Source organism: Guptibacillus hwajinpoensis, assembly GCF_001039475.1.
Lineage (GTDB): Bacteria > Bacillota > Bacilli > Bacillales > Guptibacillaceae > Guptibacillus > Guptibacillus hwajinpoensis.
The window spans coordinates 1,287,162-1,305,451 of the sequence record NZ_LELK01000001.1 but is presented as its reverse complement, the minus strand read 5'-3'; the positions used below and the strand labels follow the sequence as shown (position 1 = coordinate 1,305,451).

Here is an 18,290-nt window from a genome sequence, read left to right as displayed (position 1 = left end):
GAGTAGGATATGTTTCATTAAAAAGAAGGCTGAAAAAAGACGGCTTATGAGAGCCGTCTTTCATCCGATATGGCAAGGTTAAGCCTGTTCTCAAGGAACGTGGCTACCCCATCTTCTTCATTTGTGATTGTTGTTTCATTGGCGATATTCTTTAATTGATCAATCGCATTCCCCATAGCAACTCCAGTACCAGCGTACTCAATCATTTCTAAGTCATTATCTTCATCACCGAATGCAATGATCCGCTCTTGAGGCACGTTGAAATGCTCAGCTAATCGTTTTAAACCAACTGCTTTGTTTAATCCAGCCCTAACAATCTCAATAATGTTTAAAGGTGCCGCCCAAACGCGATGCTCAATCATTTCTGCGTGCTGCTCTTTTAACATGGCTCGAAGAGTAGCCAATTGTTCTTCGTGAGGATGAATTAAAAGTGAGGTTGGATGATCTTTTAAATTCGTGTGAATTCCCCCCGTATAAATAGAAGAATTCCCCATAATCATATTCTGCATTATGAGCTCGTCATGTTGATGTAAGTATACATCGTCTATTACTTCAGCTATCATATTCTTTACACTAATTTCATGACACGAAGCAACGATTGTTTTTGCTGTTTCTAACTCCATTGGAGAGTGATACGTACCAAAGGATTGGTCAAGAGGATGATGCACGAATGCACCATTGAAGTTAACAATTGGTGTATCAAGAGCTAGTTCACGATAATAGCGAACGCTTGCGCGATAAGGACGGCCCGTTGCAATTGCAACATGGTGACCCTGTTTTTTTGCTTCATATATTACAGCTTTTGTTCGCTCTGTAATATTCTTTTCACCGTTTAACAACGTTCCATCAAGATCAATTGCGATTAGATGCGGTTTAGTTGTCATAGAAGCTCCTTTGAAAAGTGTCATTTTAGAAGGCTTTAAAGCCTCTATCATTATTGTACATGTCATAGGAAAATGTGTCTATTTTGTATCTATTAAGAAAATGACAAGAATGTTAAAAGGATACAATAGTCGTTTGAGGAATTAATAACTAGGGTACATTTAAATTATCATTCCAATGGAGGTGGCAGTCGATTATGACGAAAAAACAAACATTGCTTTTATCGAGTATTGCAGCTGCTGGTACAATCGGCATTTCATCCTACTTGCTTAAAGATGAGCAAAAGAGAGACAAGGTTAAAACAAAAGCAAATGATTTTCGAAAGCAAGTAACGAGAAAGTTCAGCGAAGGATTACCAATCCAGAAAGCTGGAAACCCTACAACACCAGATCAATCTGAAGATAGCGGCGATAGCAAGATGGTTTATGAAGGCTCGCAATTTCCAACGCAATATTACAATAAGCTAGAGAATATGAAGTCAGTTGAGAAAAGTCACGAAGAGCAACTAAAGAATTAACCTAGTTAACATGCAAGCAATGCTTGCATGTTTTTTATTGGCTCTTACTCTAAAAGATTGTTGCTAATGAAACAATCATTGAATAAAACACCACACTTCGCTAATTGGAGCGTAAGTGACGAGGAGGCTCACCGCCCGCCCCGCGGAAAGCGGGTAGGAGCGGAAATTAACTCTCCATAGTAACAATGTTTTCCAAAGTTTAACTACAATGGTAGTATTAATTGGGTACACTCAGTGAAAGGAGCTTATAAATGATTACAATTGAGAATCAAACAATCCAACATATACCTGTTCTGCATGTTGTTGAGGCGGATCTCGCAAATCAGAAACTTCCTCTTGTCATGTTTCAGCATGGCTTTACAAGTGCTAAAGAGCATAATCTACATATCGCCTATCTTCTTGCTGAGGAAGGTTACCGTGTATTACTACCGGATGCCGTTCATCATGGTGAAAGAGAGAAGGATCTCTCTGGCCAAAAACGTCAGCATGTGTTCTGGGAAATCGTAATCCAAAGCTTAACGGAGCTCGATCAACTAAGACAGCATTTCGTTGATAAACAGTTAGTCCAGGAAGATCGAATCGGTATGTCAGGCACTTCAATGGGTGGCATTCTAACGTTTGGAGCACTAACGCAATATCCTTGGATCAAAACGGCGGTTTCATTAATGGGCTCACCATCTTACTTCAAACTTGCAAATGCCCAAATTCGCTACTTAAAAGAAGAAGGATTTAGTCTTCCGATTTCAGAAGAAGAAATGAAACAGCAAATTGAAGGATTACAATCTTATGATTTATCACTTCAAGAAGACAAACTCGACGGACGACCGCTCATGATGTGGCATAGCACAGTTGATAAAGTTGTTCCATATACCCTTACATATGACTTCTATAATCAAATCAAACCTTCTTATGAGGGGCGAGAACAAAACCTTAAATTCATGAAAGATGAGACTTCTGGTCATAAAGTTTCAAGAGAAGCTGTCCTTGCTCTTGTCGAGTGGTTCAAAACTCATTTATAAAAATCAAGGCTTTTCGGTTTAAGTTAAAACTCAGTTTGTTATAATGATAGATGGATGTACATGTAAGAAAGGAGAGAATGAAATGTCAGATCAAACAGATCAAGAAATGAGAGATAAATTGTTCGAAGCACTTGAGAATGTCATCGACCCTGAACTTGGAATTGACATTGTTAATCTTGGACTAGTATACGAAGCAGACCTCAATGATGAAGGTGTTGCTCAAGTTGTTATGACATTAACCGCTATGGGTTGTCCTCTTGCAGGCACAATTGTGAATGACGTGAAACGTTGTCTGTCAGACGTAGAAGAAGTTAAAGACGCTGATGTTAACATCGTATGGAACCCACCATGGTCAAAAGATAACATGTCACGTTATGCAAAGATTGCTCTTGGCATAACGTGATGCAAATAGAGAAAGGAAGAGGGGGAACCTCTTCCTTTTTTTATTGGCTATATGAAATCGAGAAATCAACAATATGAACTAATATAGCCTTTTTATTAAGATGGAGTCTATAGTAGGTGGTATATAAGAGCAAAACGAAATCTATTGCGTTCGATCAATAACGATATTCTCTTTAAACATGCTCCAAATCGCAGGATCTTCCATGCCAAGTCGCCACAACGCTACCCCTTGCACGCCGAGTTCATCTGCTAAACGGGTTTTGGCTTCAATACTCTGTTCATTTTCGAACCATACTTCGTGTTTATTGCCTTCTTCATCTTCATACGTGAAGAAAGGCGTTTTCCTCTCCTCGTTAAATTGAACTTCTGCTTTATATTTCTTCTTTAATTTCATAGCCATATCATACGTCACGTAAGTGCTTTTATCTTCATCAAGGTTAAAGTCAAATCCAAAAACGGAAATAGCTGATACTAATTTTTCTGGTGGGATTCTTGTTTTAGCATAAGTCATTACTTTCTCCATCCAACCTGCAGTAACCGCAGGTCCAGCTGGACTACCTGGCCATCCAAACTCGTTATACAACATAACGATAAATTGATCGACATGCTTGCCAATTTCAGCATAATCAAATGGATCTGAGAAAGGGTTAACTGGCTCATCTGAAGCTCTAGAAGGGACGCTTGCAGAGAAGAAATACCCTTTCTTATGCAACTCTTCACCAATAGCTTTGTAGAGCAGTGATAGTTTTTCCGAGTCTTCAATATAGACATCTTCTATATCAATATCCACACCATCAAAATTGTACTTCTCAATAAGCTTCACTAAATTTAAAGCAAAGGCACGTCGGTTTTCTTCGCTTGATACGAGTGTCTGAACAACTTTCTTGCTTGGTTCAGTGTCGCCCTTTTTATAAAGAAGGTTGTGAACGACTGGCATCACTTTAATGTTTTGATCATGAGCAAGCTGAACAAGTTTTTCGATTTCACGATCAGAGAACTTTCCAAACTTCTCAATCGTAGTTGGATTCGACTCACTAATTCGAAACAAGAACAATGCGAGTTGAGATAACTCTGGTCGATTTGATACAAAGGATTTATAGGAAGAAGGAAGTGATGGACCTTCTTCAAGCGTGTAATAGCCTATGATTCTCGAGACAGGTTGATCATCACCATATGCATTAAATGTAACAACGCTGTCTGAAATCCATCCGTTTGTACCGTCATACAATTTAACTTTAAACCAATTCTCTCGAATACCTTCAACGAAAAACTTTGCCCCTGCCTTCACCTGAGTAATGACATTATACCCTTTGCCTGGACCGGTTCTTACATTAGCACGATCTGATTTCACAACAGCTTCTGAATAAACTGGTATTTTGAGCGTTTGGCCAATTGTTAAAGCATCAGAAGATAAATTATTTAATGTCATGATGCTTTTCGCCGTGGTTTTGTAATTGTTTGCAATTTGATAGAGGCTATCTCCTGATTTCACTGTATAATCGATTCGCGTCATTCGATTTCGGGTAGAAGGAATATCAAGGTGCTGTCCTACATATATGAGGTTGGATTGTAATTGATTTAATTCTTTTACTTCATCAACAGGAACTTGAAAACGATCTGAAATAGTAAGCAGTGTGTCTCCCTGTTGTACAGTATAAGTAGCTGTTGAAGTAGGGATACGCAGCATCTGACCTACATAAATAATATTGGAATTAAGGTTATTGAGCTGTCTAATTTGTTGGACTGATCGATCGTGTGATTCAGCTATGTTAAGCAAAGTATCTCCAGGTTTAACAAGATATTGGCTTTGAGGCATAATCATCACTCCTTCCTATATAAGATGCATCACTACAAATCTATTCAGAGCACTGTTTAATCATTACTTTTTATATGTCATCAATATCTTTGATACAATGAATAGGAAAATCATAACAATGGAGTTGAGGTCGTGGTGGAGAGAAGGAAACCGATACCAGTTCAAGAAGCAGTAGATAAAGTAATGGCGCTTTCATACGAAGGATCAACAGAACTAATCTCATTATCTGAAAGCGATGGTCGTCATCTCAGTGAGGATGTCAAAGCGGATCATGATGTACCACCTTTTGACCGTTCCCCGTATGATGGCTTTGCCATACGGTCTGTGGATACATATAATGCTGGGCAGGATTCACCAATTGAGTTAGAAGTGATTGAGGAGATTGGAGCAGGAACTGTAGCTACGAAAATTCCTGAAGCGAATCAAGCAATAAGAATCATGACTGGAGCTCCTATTCCAGAAGGTACTGATGCTGTGATTATGCTCGAACTCGTTCAAGAACTCCAAGTTGAGGCTCAACATTTCATTAAGATTAAACGTAGAGTAAAGAAAGGGGACAACCTTTCTTTACAAGGTGAAGATACAAGAAAAGGGACAATTTTAGTTGAAAAAGGATCAATCATTACGCCTGGTGTTAAAGCGCTTTTAGCCACATTCGGATATGCAAAGGTTCCTGTGGCGGTAAAGCCTGATGTTGGTATTTTTGCAACCGGTACAGAGCTCTTAGACCCAGAAGAAGCACTCGAACCAGGGAAAATAAGGAATAGTAACTCTCCAATGATTGAAGGACAAGTAAAGGCAGCGGGAGCTAATCCACTATACTTTGGGAAGCTAGACGATGATTTTGAAACCTGTTTTACGTCTGTGCAACAGGCACTGGAGAAAGTTGATTTACTTATTACCACGGGTGGTGTGTCGGTTGGAGACTATGATTACCTTCCAGCAATTTATGAGAAGTTAGGTGCAACAGTGTTATTCAATAAAGTTGGAATGAGACCAGGTAGTGTGACGACCGTTGCAGAATGGAATGGTAAGCTGTTATTCGGACTTTCTGGTAATCCCTCAGCCTGCTTTGTTGGATTTGAGCTATTTGCAAGACCCATTCTTAAGCGAGCGCTGTTTTCTCAATATCCCTATCGGATGAAAAGTATGGGAACGCTTCTAACAGACTTTCCTAAGCCGAATCCGTTTACGCGATTTGTTCGGTGCAGAACGGAAGAACGAGAAGGCCGAATTTACGTAAAGCCGACTGGTCTTGATAAGTCAGGGAGTGTAACATCACTCGCAGAAGCAAATGCCTTCGCCGTTTTACCTGGAGGAACACGAGGTTATAAATCAGGAGATCTTGTTGATCTCATCCATCTTCGCGATGGTGGATCTGATTACTTGTGAATACACCCATTCTTCAAGTCGTTGGGTATCAAGATAGCGGGAAAACGCTTTTTCTAGAAAGGTTTATTGAAGAAGCAGCGGTAGATGGGTTTCGAATAGGTGTGATTAAACATCATGGACATGGTTCACCAGATCTTTATGATGAGAAGAAAGACACGGGACGTCACCGTAGTGCAGGTGCTGTAGTAACGGGCGTTAGTGGTGGCGGAGTGATTTCCATACAAGCGACGCAAGAGGACGATTGGCAGCTTGAACGCTTATTGGATTTATATAAATCATTTCAACTTGATCTAATCTTAGTAGAAGGATATAAAGAGAAGCCACTTCCAAAAGTGTTGATGATTAGAACGCAAGCAGATCTCACGCTGCTTACTATGAAAAATATCCGTGCTATCGTAACGAAAGAGCACATTGATACCGAATTAATACCTACTTATTCATTTTACAACATGGGGTTATGTATTAAAGAATTATTGAAAGAGTTGAAGGGAGAATGAGATGGAAAAGTATTCGATTACATCAGAAGAGATTGATGTGAGTGCTGTGATAAACAGCGTGATACACCCTGAGGCTGGAGCGGTTAATACGTTTATCGGAACTGTAAGAGAATTTACGAAAGGAAAGCAAACGGTGTCGCTTCAATATGAAGCGTATGCTTCTATGGCAGAGAAACAGTTAAAGGGAATTGGTGACGAAATAAGCGAGAAATGGCCAGGTGTTAAAACATCCATCGTCCATCGAATAGGCATGCTAGCGATTAGTGATATTGCGGTAGTAATTGCTGTAGCATCGCCTCATCGTGCAGAAAGTTATGAAGCAAGTCGCTATGCTATTGAACGGATTAAACAAATTGTGCCAATATGGAAGAAGGAATATTGGGTGAATGGCGAAGAGTGGATTGGCGATCAGCTTGAGAATAAAGCTTATCCCGATGGTAAACCTGAGGAGGGTAGCAAATGATTACTGTACTTTTTTTTGCAGGACAACAAGAGTTAATCGGTGAGAACAAACTTGAACGACCTGAGTCTCATATCAAAATATCAGATCTTAAAGCGAAGCTGATGGAAGAATACCCTAAACTTTCTCTTCAACATACAATGACGGCTATAAATGAAGTGTATGCGGAAGAAGAAGAATTTGCAGGAGACAATGATATCGTTGCGTTCATTCCACCAGTAAGTGGAGGATAAATGCAAGAAAAAACACCCATTTTAAGGGTGTTTTTTTAGATGAATTAAATAATGAGGATAAGTGCACCTGCGATAAAGCAGTAGATCGCAAAATAAATTAAATTACCGCGTGCCATAATATTCATAAACCATTTTAAAGAAAAATAAGAAGCCATTAAAGATAAAAGGAATGCGACGATATAAGGTATGAGTAGGTCACCAAAATGAAGATCGCTAATACCAAACACCATTGTTCCAACACTAACTGGTATAAAAAGCAGGAAAGAAAAGCGAAGGGCTGTTTCTTGCTTCATGCCAATTCCCATTGCTGCAACGATTGTAGCCCCAGATCGACTAATTCCAGGAATTAATGCAACTGCTTGAGCTAGTCCTACAATAATGGCATCTCTTAGATTAAGTTCGGATTCACCTTTTGAGCCTCTAAGGTTACGAATTAACCATAATGCGATTCCTGTAATAATGAGGGTTGCTCCTACGATTTTAAGTCCTTTTAGTTGATCGCCGATAAAATCCTCAAAAGTAAGACCAAGCACTGCAGCAGGGATCGTAGCAATCACAAGATAGACGATAAACATAAAATCACTTTTAGAGCTCTCTTCGCGAGAAACGATATATTGAACACCGTTTGCTGTAAGGCGAATGAGATCTTTGCGGTAGACAAGTAAGACAGCGAGTAGTGAAGCGAAGTTCATTAGAATTTCAAAACTTAGGCCTTTAATATCTAACCCGAATAGTTCTTGTGCAATGACAAGGTGTCCACTTGATGAAATCGGGATGGGTTCTGTAAATCCTTGAAGAAGCCCGAGAAAAGCGAACTTTAGTAATTCAAGCAATTCCATAATGATTGTTCCTCCAATAATCGATGCAAAGTAAATTGACACATGTAACCATTAAACACCAATGCTTCCAATTTTGTAAAGGGGTATTTAACGTGCTGTTTACATAAAACAGTATTCGATGATGAATGCTGATAAAGGGGGCGAAGTAAAAGAGAGGAAGGAGGTAGACGAATGGGCGGAGAAAATCGTCTATACACACCAGGACAGAAGGCACCTAATAACGGTGTATATATAGAAATAGGTGAGACTAATAATATGGTAAAAGATCCTCAGCAGATTGAGCTTCGAGCTGGACAGGCATTTCCAGAGTGTACGAACCAGAACCGTAAATGGTCACGTAAGCCAAAGCCTCATCACTAAAAAAACAAGCGCCTTCGAGCGAAGGCGCTTGTTTCTATTGTTCAGCTGGATCCGAGATAAGACCGTCTCCAATAATCATTGCTGCTACAGCTAGAATAATTCCGAAAAAAGATGCGGAAGCAAAGTTGTAATGACCGCCTTGCATTGAAGCAAGTACATAGAAGCTCATATTGCTTAGAAGAGTACCCCAAATAATCGCCCAAATATAACGCACTAAATTCACCTCATTTGTAAACGTATTCTAACGATTATCATACCACAAAACATTTGAAAACGGCATCTATGAATTCATTATTCACAAGATTTATTAGAAGCAACAATTGAAGATATCATCTAAAACAAAAAGATATCATGGTACCGCCCTATAATGCATATTGTCATAGAAGGGGGCTGTTCGTCATTTCGTTAAGGATCGTGCCATGAAATTCCCTTGAAATAGGCACTTCACCCTTTCTTCCATATGCAACTTGCATAGGTTATACAGAATGCGATAAAAGGGCGAGGGGAGAGTATGTGTATTCGTAAACGAGCCTATCAATTAGACGGGGAGTGGACGATCGTTCTAGTCCCTGAAAGGCCTAACGGGTTTGGCGTCTTCATTATTGGTGGTTTAACCCACTTTGTTGATTCCGAAACAAGTTTCTGGTTACAAAACCATACAAGGTCAGGGATGATTGTAGAACTTCTTGAAGCAGGCTATACAATTTATACAAGTAACTTATACGGAAGGCATTGGGGATCGCCAAAAGCAGCTAAACTAACCGAGCGAATTTATAACCTTGTTCATAAACAGGAGATTTTGAACCCTAGAATTCATATCCTTGCAGAAGGAATGGGGGTTCTGGCTGCGAATGCATTTCTCAAAAACAAGACGAGTCAGGTGAGATCTGCTGCGTGGCTAAATCCATGCTTCGATGTGAAGAACCTTGTTCTTCAAGAGCAACAAAATCGTCTCTTCTATAAAAGATTAGTTCGAGAAATTGCCAAAGCTTATGAGATCGAGAGTGAACGTGTCATAGATGAACTAGATAAAAAGGAAATACACGTAGCAAATTCACCTATTAAAATATGGCACCATTCAATCAGAAGTCCATATTCTTTAGAACAAATAAGGCGTTATGAACGTCTTCAAGAGGAAATAAATTGTCCGATTGAGCTTGCTTTGTTAAGTGACAGCTATCAATCATTAGGAAAAAAAATGATTCGATTCTTCCAACTTCATGAGGGCGATCTTTAAGCTATCGACCAAGCCGCGTTATGTCCATTGCAGGATGAAACCCATAAAGAATTAAGTCTTTCAGCATTTCAGCTCCTAGCATACTGTAGACTGTTCCGTTACCACCATATCCAAGCATAAAATAAACATTTTCATATTTAGGGTGCTCGCCAATAAAAGGAAGTCCATCCTTTGTAGATCCAAACACAGCACTCCATTCGAATTCAATAGATGGCGATATATGGGGGAAAAGTGTATTTAGTTTAGATAATAACTGTTCCCCTTTACACATTAGGTCATCATCGTTCGTTAACTTTTCGTCTAATCCACCTATTATGATTCGATTATCTGATGTTGTTCTTAAATAATGATACGGGCGAGCCGTTTCCCAGATCAGTGAACGATTATGCCATCCAATAAATTGATCGATTGGTTTTGTTGCGATTGTATAGGTGCGCTCAAGTAGAGCGCCTTTTGTTTTTGCAAATTCTTGGGTGGCATATCCTGTTGCATAAATGACTTTTTTTGCTTGAATATCTCCTTTTTCCGTTTCAAAACATAATTCATCTTTTGAAAATCGGTGAGAAAGAATTTCGGTGTTTTCATAAATGTCTACGCCTAATTGATTGGAATCTTTCGCTAGTTGTAGAGAGAACTTGTAGGGATTTACTTCTGCTTCTGCTTTAGTATAAATACCTCCGGGAGCTTCGAAGGAATATAAGTTACTAATTGCGTGTTTATCCAGGTAGTCAGCATGAAATCCATGTTGAATTAATGCATCGTATTCATTTTTCAATTTCTTAAGGTCGTGTTCATTACTAGCATAATAAAGGCTGTCGGCTCGTCTGAAGTCGGTAGGTTCTGACAAATAAGTGCTGTACTTATCAAGTTCATCAATCGCTTTTAAACAAAGTTTATAGAAGTAAACGGCTTTTTCTTTACCAAACCGATCAATTAAATCGATAAGCATTGCATCGTTAGAAAATTGCAGAAGTCCGGTATTCACTGACGTACTTCCAGTTCCGATTTGATTTTTCTCGATTAAAACTGTCTTAATATCATAGTCTGCAAGTACCCTAGCCATAATCGTTCCAGACATACCACCGCCAATAATCAAAACGTCACAATGAATCGACGACGTTAGAGCGGGAAACGATGGTGTTTCTTCCACGGTCGATGGCCAGTATAAGTTTCCCTGGTAAAGTTCCATATGAATGTTTCCTTCCGTAAAGTAATAGTCATCTATTAGAATGATCTGACAGAACAGAAAGTATTCGAGGTGGGTGCCAAATGAAGAAGGTTATGATAACTGGTGCACTGGGATTTATAGGTTTTCACTTAACAGAGTTCCTTCTAAATGAAGGTGTTGAAGTGGTTGGAATTGATGGACGTATTGATCCAACCAGAGTATCGGAGTACAAAATGAAAGAGATGTATTTTATAAGAAATAGCAACTATAGGCAAGTTGACAGCCGGCTGCAGGACTGTTCACTTGAAAAAGAAGTCGAAGAGTGCGACACGGTCTTTCATTTAGCTTCACCACATGGCGAGAAGCGCGCATCTCACATGATTCAGGAAGGAGTTTCGACTACAAAGAAACTGTTGGAAGTTTGTGAAGGAAAAGTACTTGTTTACTTATCTAGTATCGAAATTTTTGGAAGGCGGTACGGAAACATAACGGAAAGAACCCCGATTAACCCAGTTACTAGTGATGGAAGAGTGAAAGCTGAAGAAGAAGCTGTGATTAATACTGTCGATCGAAACACAACTGTGAAAATCATTCGCGTACCCCTAGTCTACGGTCCATGGCAGCCAGTTCATTATGTGTTTCAAGACTTTTTCATCAATGGGACACTCATGAAAGCTTATGAAACAGAAGGCGAGAGATATCATTTCGATTCTTTGTATGTGAAAGACGTTTGTCAGGCGATGTATCAAACAGCTGTAAGAAAAGAAGGGTCTGAAACGATTAATCTATCAAGTGGGGGAGAAGGAGAATGGCAAAACGGGGTCGAATGGTGTATAGGTGAGAAGTTAAATAGAAAGAAAAGGTTACGATGTGCAATCTCAAATAAGGATTGTGTTAGCAAGGTAGACTTTACAAATCTAACACCCATCCATAAAGGTCTTGAGCAACAACGAGACCATGTTGAAAAGATGATGCTAATTGATCCTGCCATTTATCTGGGAAGATCTGAATGAAACGGAAGGGAAGATTGTTTATGATGGAAAAGACGCTTGGCAACTATGATGTACATGACTCTTCGCATGGACTTCAGGCTCTTAAAGAAACGAGGGAAAAGCTCCTTTCGATGGTAAGCCGTGTAGAGTCTCAGGAGCTAAACTATAAATATTCAAGCTTCCCAACAGTGGGAGCTTATCTGCTTCATATCGCCCAAATTGAGCTATGGTGGGCTAAGAATGCGTTAATAGGGGAAAGTGTTACGGAAGAAGAAATGAAGAAATTCTATTTTCAAGAAAAACAAATCATATCTGCTCCAGATGACAAAGAACTTTCCTGGTTTCTTGCAAGACTTGCAGAATCGAGAGACTTGATTAGAGACTACTTTAATCGGCTTTCTGATGTTGAGTACCGTAAACCTGGGCCAGAAGTTATCGTAAATGGAGAGCGTCATGCTTATTCCCCAGAATGGGTTATTAGCCATCTAATTGATCATGAGGCCTACCATAGAGGACAGGCAGCGATGGTATTGAAAATGGTTTCTGGCCAACGAGAAGATTGGGAACATTTCAATACACCGTATTTGTCGTTATAATAGAAAAGAGCCGATAAGGCGAAAGTGTAATAGGAGTGATTGAAATGGAACAAAACATGAAGTTTATGCAAATTGCAATGAAGTATTTACCCGAAGCAAAGCAATCTCTTGGCGAGCAGGAAGTTGAACTTGATCTAGAGAAAATGCAGCCGCTTTTACAGCTATTTCTTAAAGCGATGGAAGATGCTTATGAGCTTGGAAAGCAGGACGCACAGGAATAAGGAGGGAAACATTTGGCCCCTAAACTATTCTGGATCTGGTTTATCCCACTTGGTGGTCTGTTAATTGGGATCCTAATCGGGAGTTTAAGCTTAATTGTTATATCTGGAATTTTGTTGTTTGTTAGTGCCGGTAGCATGTTATTTCCTTCTAAATCAGGTAAGAAGACGTGATTTCACGTCTTTTTACCTATTTAACAAATAAATTAAGCAATGAGCCCATCTGTTTTACCATAGGACCGACTTGTTTAACAGTATTCATCATTTGATTGGCTGAGTTCATCATCTTAGGCATATCATAATTGCCGTTTTGTTTTTTGAATTGTTGCAAAAACGGTGGACCACCCGGATACCCTTGATATTGATTGTAAGGTTGTTGTTGTTGTTGGTATGGTTGCTGTTGGTATGGCGGCTGGTGATAGGGATGCTGTTGGTAAGGTTGTTGATGTGGTTGGAAGTAGCTTGGTTGCTGCGGCGGCTGATAATTGTACTGGTCATACGGGTAGTAGTTATAGTAGTTTTGTGGGTAAATTGGCTGTTGGTAGTGATGGGGCGGTTGTTGGTTGTACGGATACATCCTTAGATCCTCCTTTATGGTTTGTTTATTTACATCTAGTTTATGAACGAAAAGATGGGATGGTGTGGGTCACCTTGAGTTTGAAAGGTGGACAATAGTTTAAACTTGGATTAAAATTAGTACCAGATACTAAAGTTTGGTTTTAAATTAGAAAATATTCTATAAAGGGGAAATTCATGATGAACGCAGGTTTACTAGGTATTGGCCACTATGTTCCAGAACGCGTATTAACGAACCAAGATTTAGAGAAAATGGTTGATACATCGGATGAATGGATCCGCACAAGAACTGGAATTGAAGAACGTCGAATCGCAGACGATGATATGAATACATCTGATATGGCTTATTTAGCTTCAAAGAAAGCACTGGAAAATGCTAAGATAAACGCGGAAGATCTTGATCTTATTCTGGTTGCGACTGTAACACCAGATTATCCATTTCCTTCTGTAGGGTGCTTGCTTCAAGAAAAGCTTGGTGCAACAAATGCTGCAGCAATGGATGTAAGTGCTGCCTGTGCAGGATTTATGTACGGCATGATTACAGCAAGTCAGTTTATTAATAATGATACGTATCAAAACGTTCTTGTCGTGGGTGTAGAAAAGCTTTCTAAAATCACGAACTGGGAAGATCGAAATACAGCGGTGTTGTTCGGTGATGGAGCAGGAGCAGCTGTTGTTGGTCCTGTAACAGAAGGAAGAGGAATTCTATCCTTTGAACTTGGTTCTGATGGATCTGGTTCTAAGCACCTTTACCAGGAACCACAAGGTTTCATGGAAATGAACGGTAGAGAAGTATTTAAATTTGCTGTTAGACAAATGGGTCAGTCAGCCGTTAATGTAATTGAAAAAGCAGGCTTAACGAAGGAAGACGTTGATTTCCTCGTTCCTCACCAAGCGAATATTCGAATTATGGAAGCATCAAGACAGCGTCTTGAATTACCAATTGAGAAAATGGCAACAACGGTTAAGAAGTATGGCAATACATCTTCATCTACGATTCCAATTGCCCTTTCAGAAGCAATGGAAGAAGGTCGTGTTAAAGAAGATGATGTAGTGGTTCTTGTTGGTTTTGGTGGCGGTTTAACATGGGGAGCAGTTGCCCTTAAAATAGGACGTTAAGAAATAGGATCAAGTTTCAAAAAGGAGAGCTGGTTGAAATGAAAAGAAGAGTCGTTATTACAGGATTGGGGACAGTTTCCCCACTCGGAAATTCCGTATCAGAAACGTGGACAAATATTGTAAATGGTGTTTCAGGAATTAACCCATTAACAAGACTAGATAAAGAGCAATTCGCTGCTAAGGTATCAGGTGAAGCGCTCGAATTTGATCCAGAGCAATTCATGGATCGTAAAGAAGTTCGTAAAATGGATCGATTTACGCAATTTGCCGTGGCAGCTTCTCAAATGGCTGTTGAAGACGCTGGTTTAACAATTAATGATGAGAATGCTGAAAGAGTTGGCGTGTGGATTGGTTCTGGGATTGGCGGAATGGAAACATATGAATCTCAATTCCGTACATTTATCGATAAAGGAGCAAGAAGAGTAAGTCCTTTCTTTGTTCCAATGATGATTCCTGATATGGCCTCGGGACAAGTATCAATAATGCTAGGTGCAAAAGGAATTAATTCTTGTACTGTAACGGCATGTGCATCAGGTACAAATTCCATCGGAGATTCGTTTAAGGTCATTCAGCGCGGTGATGCAGACGTTATGATTACTGGTGGGTCAGAAGCGCCTATTACAAGTATGAGCGTTGCAGGCTTCGGTTCGATGAAAGCTCTATCAACTAATCCAGATCCTGCTACGGCTAGCCGTCCATTCGATGCTAATCGAAATGGGTTTGTCATCGGTGAAGGTGCAGGAATTCTCGTTATTGAAAGCCTTGAATCTGCTGAAAAGCGCGGTGCCAAAATCTATGGAGAGATTGTAGGCTACGGTTCTACTGGAGATGCTTATCACGTTACTGCTCCTGCTCCAGACGGTGAAGGCGGCGCTCGTGCAATGAAACAAGCAATTGACGATGCTGGTCTTTCGCCATCTGATATTGGTTATATTAACGCTCATGGTACAAGCACGGATTATAACGACAAATTCGAAACTGCTGCCATTAAATCAGTATTTGGTGAGCATGCTTATAAACTAGCAGTAAGCTCAACAAAATCAATGACTGGCCATTTACTTGGTGCTGCAGGTGCGGTTGAAGGTGTTTTCTGTGCAAAAGTGCTAGAAGAAGGCATTCTTCCTCCAACAATCAACTATGAAACACCAGATCCGGATTGTGATCTTGATTATGTTCCAAATACAGCGCGTAAAGCTGAAGTTAATGCTGTGATGAACAACTCACTCGGCTTCGGTGGCCATAACGCAACGCTAGTATTTAAGAAATTTGTGAAGTAAGATGCATCCCCCCCTGAAGACAGGGGGGGTGTTTTTTGTTTTATTTTTAAGACTCTTTTGGTAAACATTGTTGCTATATGAGTTGGTTAATTTCCGCTCCAGAATGCTCGCTTTCCGCGGGGCGGGCGGTGAGCTTCTTCGTCGCTAACGCTCCTAATTGTTCGTGTTCACTTTTCAGCGTCTCACCTTCACGGGCTCCAACATCCTGCGGATTTAAGCGGGCCTGCTCCGCTTTTCGGTGTCTAGCTGCAGTGGGCAGCCTCTCGATCGCTTCACCAAACCAAATGAACACAAAGGGCGTGTTCTTTTGGTTTGCCTCCAGCGCTTGTCGAGGCTAAACGGCCACTTCCGCTTTTCGGTGTTCCAGCTACGACTCGCAGAAACGGAGATATTTCACTCTTTCACAGGAACACAAAAAGCGTGTTCCTATTCAAGAGTTCCAATATCTCCGTTTCTAAACGCTCGTCTTCGCTTTTCGGTGTCCAGCTGCAGTGGGCAGGTCCTCGAGTCGCTTCAGGATTTCATCTGAACACAAAAGGCGTGTTCAAATGAAATCCTTCCAGCGCTTGTCGGACCTAACCGCCCACTTCCGCTTTTCGGTGTCCAGCTGCAGTGGCCAGCCCCTCGGTCACTTCACCTTTCAAATTGAACACAAAAACCGTGTTCATTTTGAAAGGCTCCAGTGCCTGCCGGGTCTAAACGGCCACTTCCGCTTTTCGGTGTTCTATTAATCTTTTCCAACGAATATGCTTATCATGGAATATTTTGACTTGGTCCTGACTATACTGTTTTTACAAACAACAGTAGCGAAGTGAGGGGTAGCCAAATGTTGTATTTGCGTGATGTTTGGGTAAATTGGTTTGAAGGTGAGGAAAACGGATATAACGTTTGTGATTTTCATGAATGGAGAAAAGATGATTTTATTGAGCTTTTGGATCAAGTGCCTGTTATTAAGGTGGAATCTCTTTTGTATCACTATATTGAAAATGATTTATCTGAGCTTCCAGAGAGTTTGCTTAGCGATGTTTTTCAACAAAGCTACATTCGTAAAAACAATGAACGGTCACCTTTGGAGTATTGCTTCCTTGCAACGGATGGTAGAGGTGTGATCGTGATTGACACACTTGGATATAAAATTCCAATTCGCAAAAGTAGAGTGATTCCAAGACAGGAGAAAGCTGTTTATGAGATGGTAGCTGATGTAGAGGCTACAGTGTATCCATTCGAGGATAATCAACCTATTAAAGAGCATCACATTCTTTCTCCAGAGCCTACCATTATGAGGGGGCTTACGAGGAAGGAAAGGCAATTAAAACAGTTATTGTTTATGGCGCTCGATCAATTGTATTCGAGTGGCAATTCGGCAGAAATAAGATACTGGTTTACGGAGTGTCAACCTAAGAAGTATATCCAAATTCAAAGCATGGAAATGGACGAGGCATGGGAAGGGCTATACCGGGAAGTGAAGGCAGGATGGTCAATGAAGCATGAACTAATATGCGAGCGCATTATTAAAGGCCAACCGTACTTCGAGAAGATATGGGAACTTGAAAAAGGAACACACGTTAATTAAGACGTAAAGAAGGCTCCCGAATGGCAGCCTTCTTTTTATTTATCTTCTTTTTCTTTCTAGTCCCATAGCACGCTCTGCTTTTGCAAGCATTTTAGAAGCTTTTCGGTTTGCCTTTTCTGCACCAAGATCAAGAATGTCATCTAATTCAGAAGAAGTGATCAGTTCATGGTAACGTTCTTGGATGGGTCTTAGTGTTTCAGCAATTACTTCTCCAAGCTCTGCTTTAAAGTCACCATATCCACGACCTTCATACATCGCTTCAATGTCTTCAACACTTTTTCCAGAACAAAGGGAGTAGATTGTTAAGAGATTTGAAATTGCAGGTTTATTTTCCTTATCAAATCGCACAACACCATCTGAGTCAGTTACAGCACGCTTTACTTTTTTGATAATCGTATTTGGCTCATCAAGCATCGATATATACGCATTCTGATTGGAATCAGATTTACTCATTTTCCTTGTTGGATCTTGAAGTGACATGATGCGAGCACCTACTTTAGGGATACGGGCATCTGGCATGACGAAAATATCATTGAACTTCCGGTTAAATCGCTCTGCAAGGTTACGCGTTAGTTCAATGTGTTGTTTCTGATCATCTCCGACAGGTACAACCTCAGTGCCATAAAGGAGGATATCTGCAGCCATAAGTGGAGGATAAGTAAGAAGACCGGCACTAACTGCATCTTTACCAGTGGACTTATCTTTAAATTGAGTCATGCGTTCAAGCTCACCAATATAGGAGACACATTGTAACATCCATCCAAGCTGCGCATGGGCAGGTACTTCAGATTGAATGAACAATGTTGATTTATCTGGATCAATTCCAGATGCAAGATAAAGAGCAGCAAGGCTCTTAGAGTTCTGTTTTAGTGCTTTTTTCTCCTGAGGCACCGTGATGGCATGTTGATTAACTACACAGAAATAGCACTCATTGTCATCCTGTAAATGTGTAAAATGTTTCATTGCCCCAAGATAGTTCCCAATTGTCAAAGTACCGCTTGGTTGAATACCCGAAAAAATAACGCTCATATTTCTTTATCCCCTTTCAAAATAAATGCAATAGAACACAAAAAGGCCCATTCATCCCTATTGCTAGGGACGAATGGACCGTGGTGCC

Annotated in this window: 23 protein-coding genes and 1 other annotated feature (1 of these 24 only partly in view); of the genes, 16 read left to right on the top strand and 7 right to left on the bottom strand. The window is 40.3% G+C overall.

The window, feature by feature from the left end:
• Nucleotides 1-44: 44 nt before the first annotated feature.
• The gene (locus AB986_RS06625) at nucleotides 45-884 is read right to left on the bottom strand and encodes a Cof-type HAD-IIB family hydrolase (protein ID WP_048310089.1); all 840 of its coding nucleotides are present in this window, start codon (nucleotides 882-884) and stop codon (nucleotides 45-47) included.
• A gap of 194 nt (nucleotides 885-1,078) precedes the next feature.
• On the opposite strand from AB986_RS06625, the gene AB986_RS06620 reads away from it, so the two are divergent.
• The 3 genes from AB986_RS06620 (at nucleotide 1,079) to AB986_RS06610 (ending at nucleotide 2,821) form a co-directional block, all read left to right on the top strand.
• Nucleotides 1,079-1,399, top strand: a complete 321-nt coding sequence (locus AB986_RS06620) for a hypothetical protein (RefSeq protein ID WP_048310087.1) — start codon at nucleotides 1,079-1,081, stop codon at nucleotides 1,397-1,399.
• Between the two features lie 251 nt (nucleotides 1,400-1,650).
• A complete protein-coding gene (locus tag AB986_RS06615) occupies nucleotides 1,651-2,418 on the top strand; it encodes a prolyl oligopeptidase family serine peptidase (RefSeq protein ID WP_048310085.1) in 768 nt (255 codons plus the stop codon).
• Nucleotides 2,419-2,500: 82 nt separating this feature from the next.
• Nucleotides 2,501-2,821 (top strand): metal-sulfur cluster assembly factor, encoded by a 321-nt coding sequence (locus tag AB986_RS06610; protein WP_048310083.1) that lies wholly within the window; start codon nucleotides 2,501-2,503, stop codon nucleotides 2,819-2,821.
• 141 nt (nucleotides 2,822-2,962) lie between these two features.
• On the opposite strand, the gene AB986_RS06605 is transcribed toward AB986_RS06610, so the two are convergent.
• Nucleotides 2,963-4,636 carry a LysM peptidoglycan-binding domain-containing protein gene (locus tag AB986_RS06605; RefSeq protein WP_084006423.1) on the bottom strand — a complete coding sequence of 558 codons (1,674 nt, stop codon included), beginning with the start codon at nucleotides 4,634-4,636 and terminating at the stop codon, nucleotides 2,963-2,965.
• A gap of 132 nt (nucleotides 4,637-4,768) precedes the next feature.
• Between AB986_RS06605 and AB986_RS06600 the strand changes: the two genes are divergently transcribed.
• The 4 genes from AB986_RS06600 to AB986_RS06585 are packed head-to-tail and all read left to right on the top strand — an operon-like array spanning nucleotide 4,769 to nucleotide 7,218.
• The gene (locus tag AB986_RS06600) at nucleotides 4,769-6,028 is read left to right on the top strand and encodes a molybdopterin molybdotransferase MoeA (RefSeq protein ID WP_048310082.1); all 1,260 of its coding nucleotides are present in this window, start codon (nucleotides 4,769-4,771) and stop codon (nucleotides 6,026-6,028) included.
• Nucleotides 6,025-6,525 carry a molybdopterin-guanine dinucleotide biosynthesis protein B gene (gene mobB / locus AB986_RS06595; protein ID WP_048310080.1) on the top strand — a complete coding sequence of 167 codons (501 nt, stop codon included), beginning with the start codon at nucleotides 6,025-6,027 and terminating at the stop codon, nucleotides 6,523-6,525. Before AB986_RS06600 ends, mobB begins: the two co-directional genes overlap by 4 nt.
• Nucleotide 6,526: 1 nt before the next feature.
• Nucleotides 6,527-6,988 (top strand): molybdenum cofactor biosynthesis protein MoaE, encoded by a 462-nt coding sequence (locus AB986_RS06590; protein WP_048310078.1) that lies wholly within the window; start codon nucleotides 6,527-6,529, stop codon nucleotides 6,986-6,988.
• The gene (locus AB986_RS06585) at nucleotides 6,985-7,218 is read left to right on the top strand and encodes a MoaD/ThiS family protein (protein WP_048310076.1); all 234 of its coding nucleotides are present in this window, start codon (nucleotides 6,985-6,987) and stop codon (nucleotides 7,216-7,218) included. The genes AB986_RS06590 and AB986_RS06585 overlap by 4 nt, the downstream gene beginning before the upstream one ends.
• Nucleotides 7,219-7,262: 44 nt before the next feature.
• On the opposite strand, the gene AB986_RS06580 is transcribed toward AB986_RS06585, so the two are convergent.
• Nucleotides 7,263-8,057 carry an undecaprenyl-diphosphate phosphatase gene (locus tag AB986_RS06580; protein ID WP_048310075.1) on the bottom strand — a complete coding sequence of 265 codons (795 nt, stop codon included), beginning with the start codon at nucleotides 8,055-8,057 and terminating at the stop codon, nucleotides 7,263-7,265.
• A gap of 171 nt (nucleotides 8,058-8,228) precedes the next feature.
• On the opposite strand from AB986_RS06580, the gene AB986_RS06575 reads away from it, so the two are divergent.
• A complete protein-coding gene (locus AB986_RS06575) occupies nucleotides 8,229-8,417 on the top strand; it encodes a YjzC family protein (RefSeq protein ID WP_048310073.1) in 189 nt (62 codons plus the stop codon).
• A gap of 34 nt (nucleotides 8,418-8,451) precedes the next feature.
• Here AB986_RS06575 and AB986_RS06570 read toward each other — a convergent pair whose 3' ends face one another.
• Complete coding sequence (locus AB986_RS06570) at nucleotides 8,452-8,631, bottom strand: YjzD family protein (protein ID WP_048310072.1); 180 nt, start codon at nucleotides 8,629-8,631, stop codon at nucleotides 8,452-8,454.
• A gap of 297 nt (nucleotides 8,632-8,928) precedes the next feature.
• Here AB986_RS06570 and AB986_RS06565 point away from each other — a divergent pair, with 297 nt between their 5' ends.
• Nucleotides 8,929-9,654 (top strand): hypothetical protein, encoded by a 726-nt coding sequence (locus tag AB986_RS06565; RefSeq protein WP_048310071.1) that lies wholly within the window; start codon nucleotides 8,929-8,931, stop codon nucleotides 9,652-9,654.
• Nucleotide 9,655: 1 nt separating this feature from the next.
• Here the strand turns inward: AB986_RS06565 and AB986_RS06560 are convergent, their stop codons facing one another.
• Nucleotides 9,656-10,843 (bottom strand): NAD(P)/FAD-dependent oxidoreductase, encoded by a 1,188-nt coding sequence (locus tag AB986_RS06560; RefSeq protein WP_048310069.1) that lies wholly within the window; start codon nucleotides 10,841-10,843, stop codon nucleotides 9,656-9,658.
• Nucleotides 10,844-10,923: 80 nt separating this feature from the next.
• Here AB986_RS06560 and AB986_RS06555 point away from each other — a divergent pair, with 80 nt between their 5' ends.
• The 4 genes from AB986_RS06555 to AB986_RS22285 are packed head-to-tail and all read left to right on the top strand — an operon-like array spanning nucleotide 10,924 to nucleotide 12,802.
• The gene (locus AB986_RS06555; protein WP_048310067.1) at nucleotides 10,924-11,835 is read left to right on the top strand and encodes an NAD-dependent epimerase/dehydratase family protein; all 912 of its coding nucleotides are present in this window, start codon (nucleotides 10,924-10,926) and stop codon (nucleotides 11,833-11,835) included.
• A gap of 20 nt (nucleotides 11,836-11,855) precedes the next feature.
• On the top strand, nucleotides 11,856-12,410 hold the full coding sequence (locus tag AB986_RS06550; protein ID WP_161797342.1) for a DinB family protein: 555 nt from the start codon (nucleotides 11,856-11,858) through the stop codon (nucleotides 12,408-12,410).
• Between the two features lie 44 nt (nucleotides 12,411-12,454).
• Nucleotides 12,455-12,631 carry a ComZ family protein gene (locus AB986_RS06545; protein WP_048310065.1) on the top strand — a complete coding sequence of 59 codons (177 nt, stop codon included), beginning with the start codon at nucleotides 12,455-12,457 and terminating at the stop codon, nucleotides 12,629-12,631.
• Nucleotides 12,632-12,643: 12 nt separating this feature from the next.
• Nucleotides 12,644-12,802: a hypothetical protein gene (locus tag AB986_RS22285; protein WP_161797341.1), complete on the top strand. Its 159-nt coding sequence runs from the start codon at nucleotides 12,644-12,646 to the stop codon at nucleotides 12,800-12,802.
• Between the two features lie 16 nt (nucleotides 12,803-12,818).
• Here the strand turns inward: AB986_RS22285 and AB986_RS21500 are convergent, their stop codons facing one another.
• Entirely contained in the window at nucleotides 12,819-13,205 is a 387-nt protein-coding gene (locus tag AB986_RS21500; RefSeq protein ID WP_084006422.1) for a YppG family protein, read from the bottom strand.
• 179 nt (nucleotides 13,206-13,384) lie between these two features.
• On the opposite strand from AB986_RS21500, the gene AB986_RS06535 reads away from it, so the two are divergent.
• The 3 genes from AB986_RS06535 (at nucleotide 13,385) to AB986_RS06520 (ending at nucleotide 17,173) form a co-directional block, all read left to right on the top strand.
• On the top strand, nucleotides 13,385-14,323 hold the full coding sequence (locus AB986_RS06535) for a beta-ketoacyl-ACP synthase III (RefSeq protein ID WP_048310064.1): 939 nt from the start codon (nucleotides 13,385-13,387) through the stop codon (nucleotides 14,321-14,323).
• 38 nt (nucleotides 14,324-14,361) lie between these two features.
• Nucleotides 14,362-15,600, top strand: a complete 1,239-nt coding sequence (fabF, locus tag AB986_RS06530) for a beta-ketoacyl-ACP synthase II (RefSeq protein ID WP_048310061.1) — start codon at nucleotides 14,362-14,364, stop codon at nucleotides 15,598-15,600.
• 826 nt (nucleotides 15,601-16,426) lie between these two features.
• Nucleotides 16,427-17,173: a YjbA family protein gene (locus AB986_RS06520; RefSeq protein WP_048310059.1), complete on the top strand. Its 747-nt coding sequence runs from the start codon at nucleotides 16,427-16,429 to the stop codon at nucleotides 17,171-17,173.
• A gap of 39 nt (nucleotides 17,174-17,212) precedes the next feature.
• On the opposite strand, the gene trpS is transcribed toward AB986_RS06520, so the two are convergent.
• A complete protein-coding gene (gene trpS, locus AB986_RS06515; RefSeq protein ID WP_048310058.1) occupies nucleotides 17,213-18,202 on the bottom strand; it encodes a tryptophan--tRNA ligase in 990 nt (329 codons plus the stop codon).
• A gap of 62 nt (nucleotides 18,203-18,264) precedes the next feature.
• Nucleotides 18,265-18,290: a binding site (T-box leader), on the bottom strand (it continues 204 nt past the right edge of the window).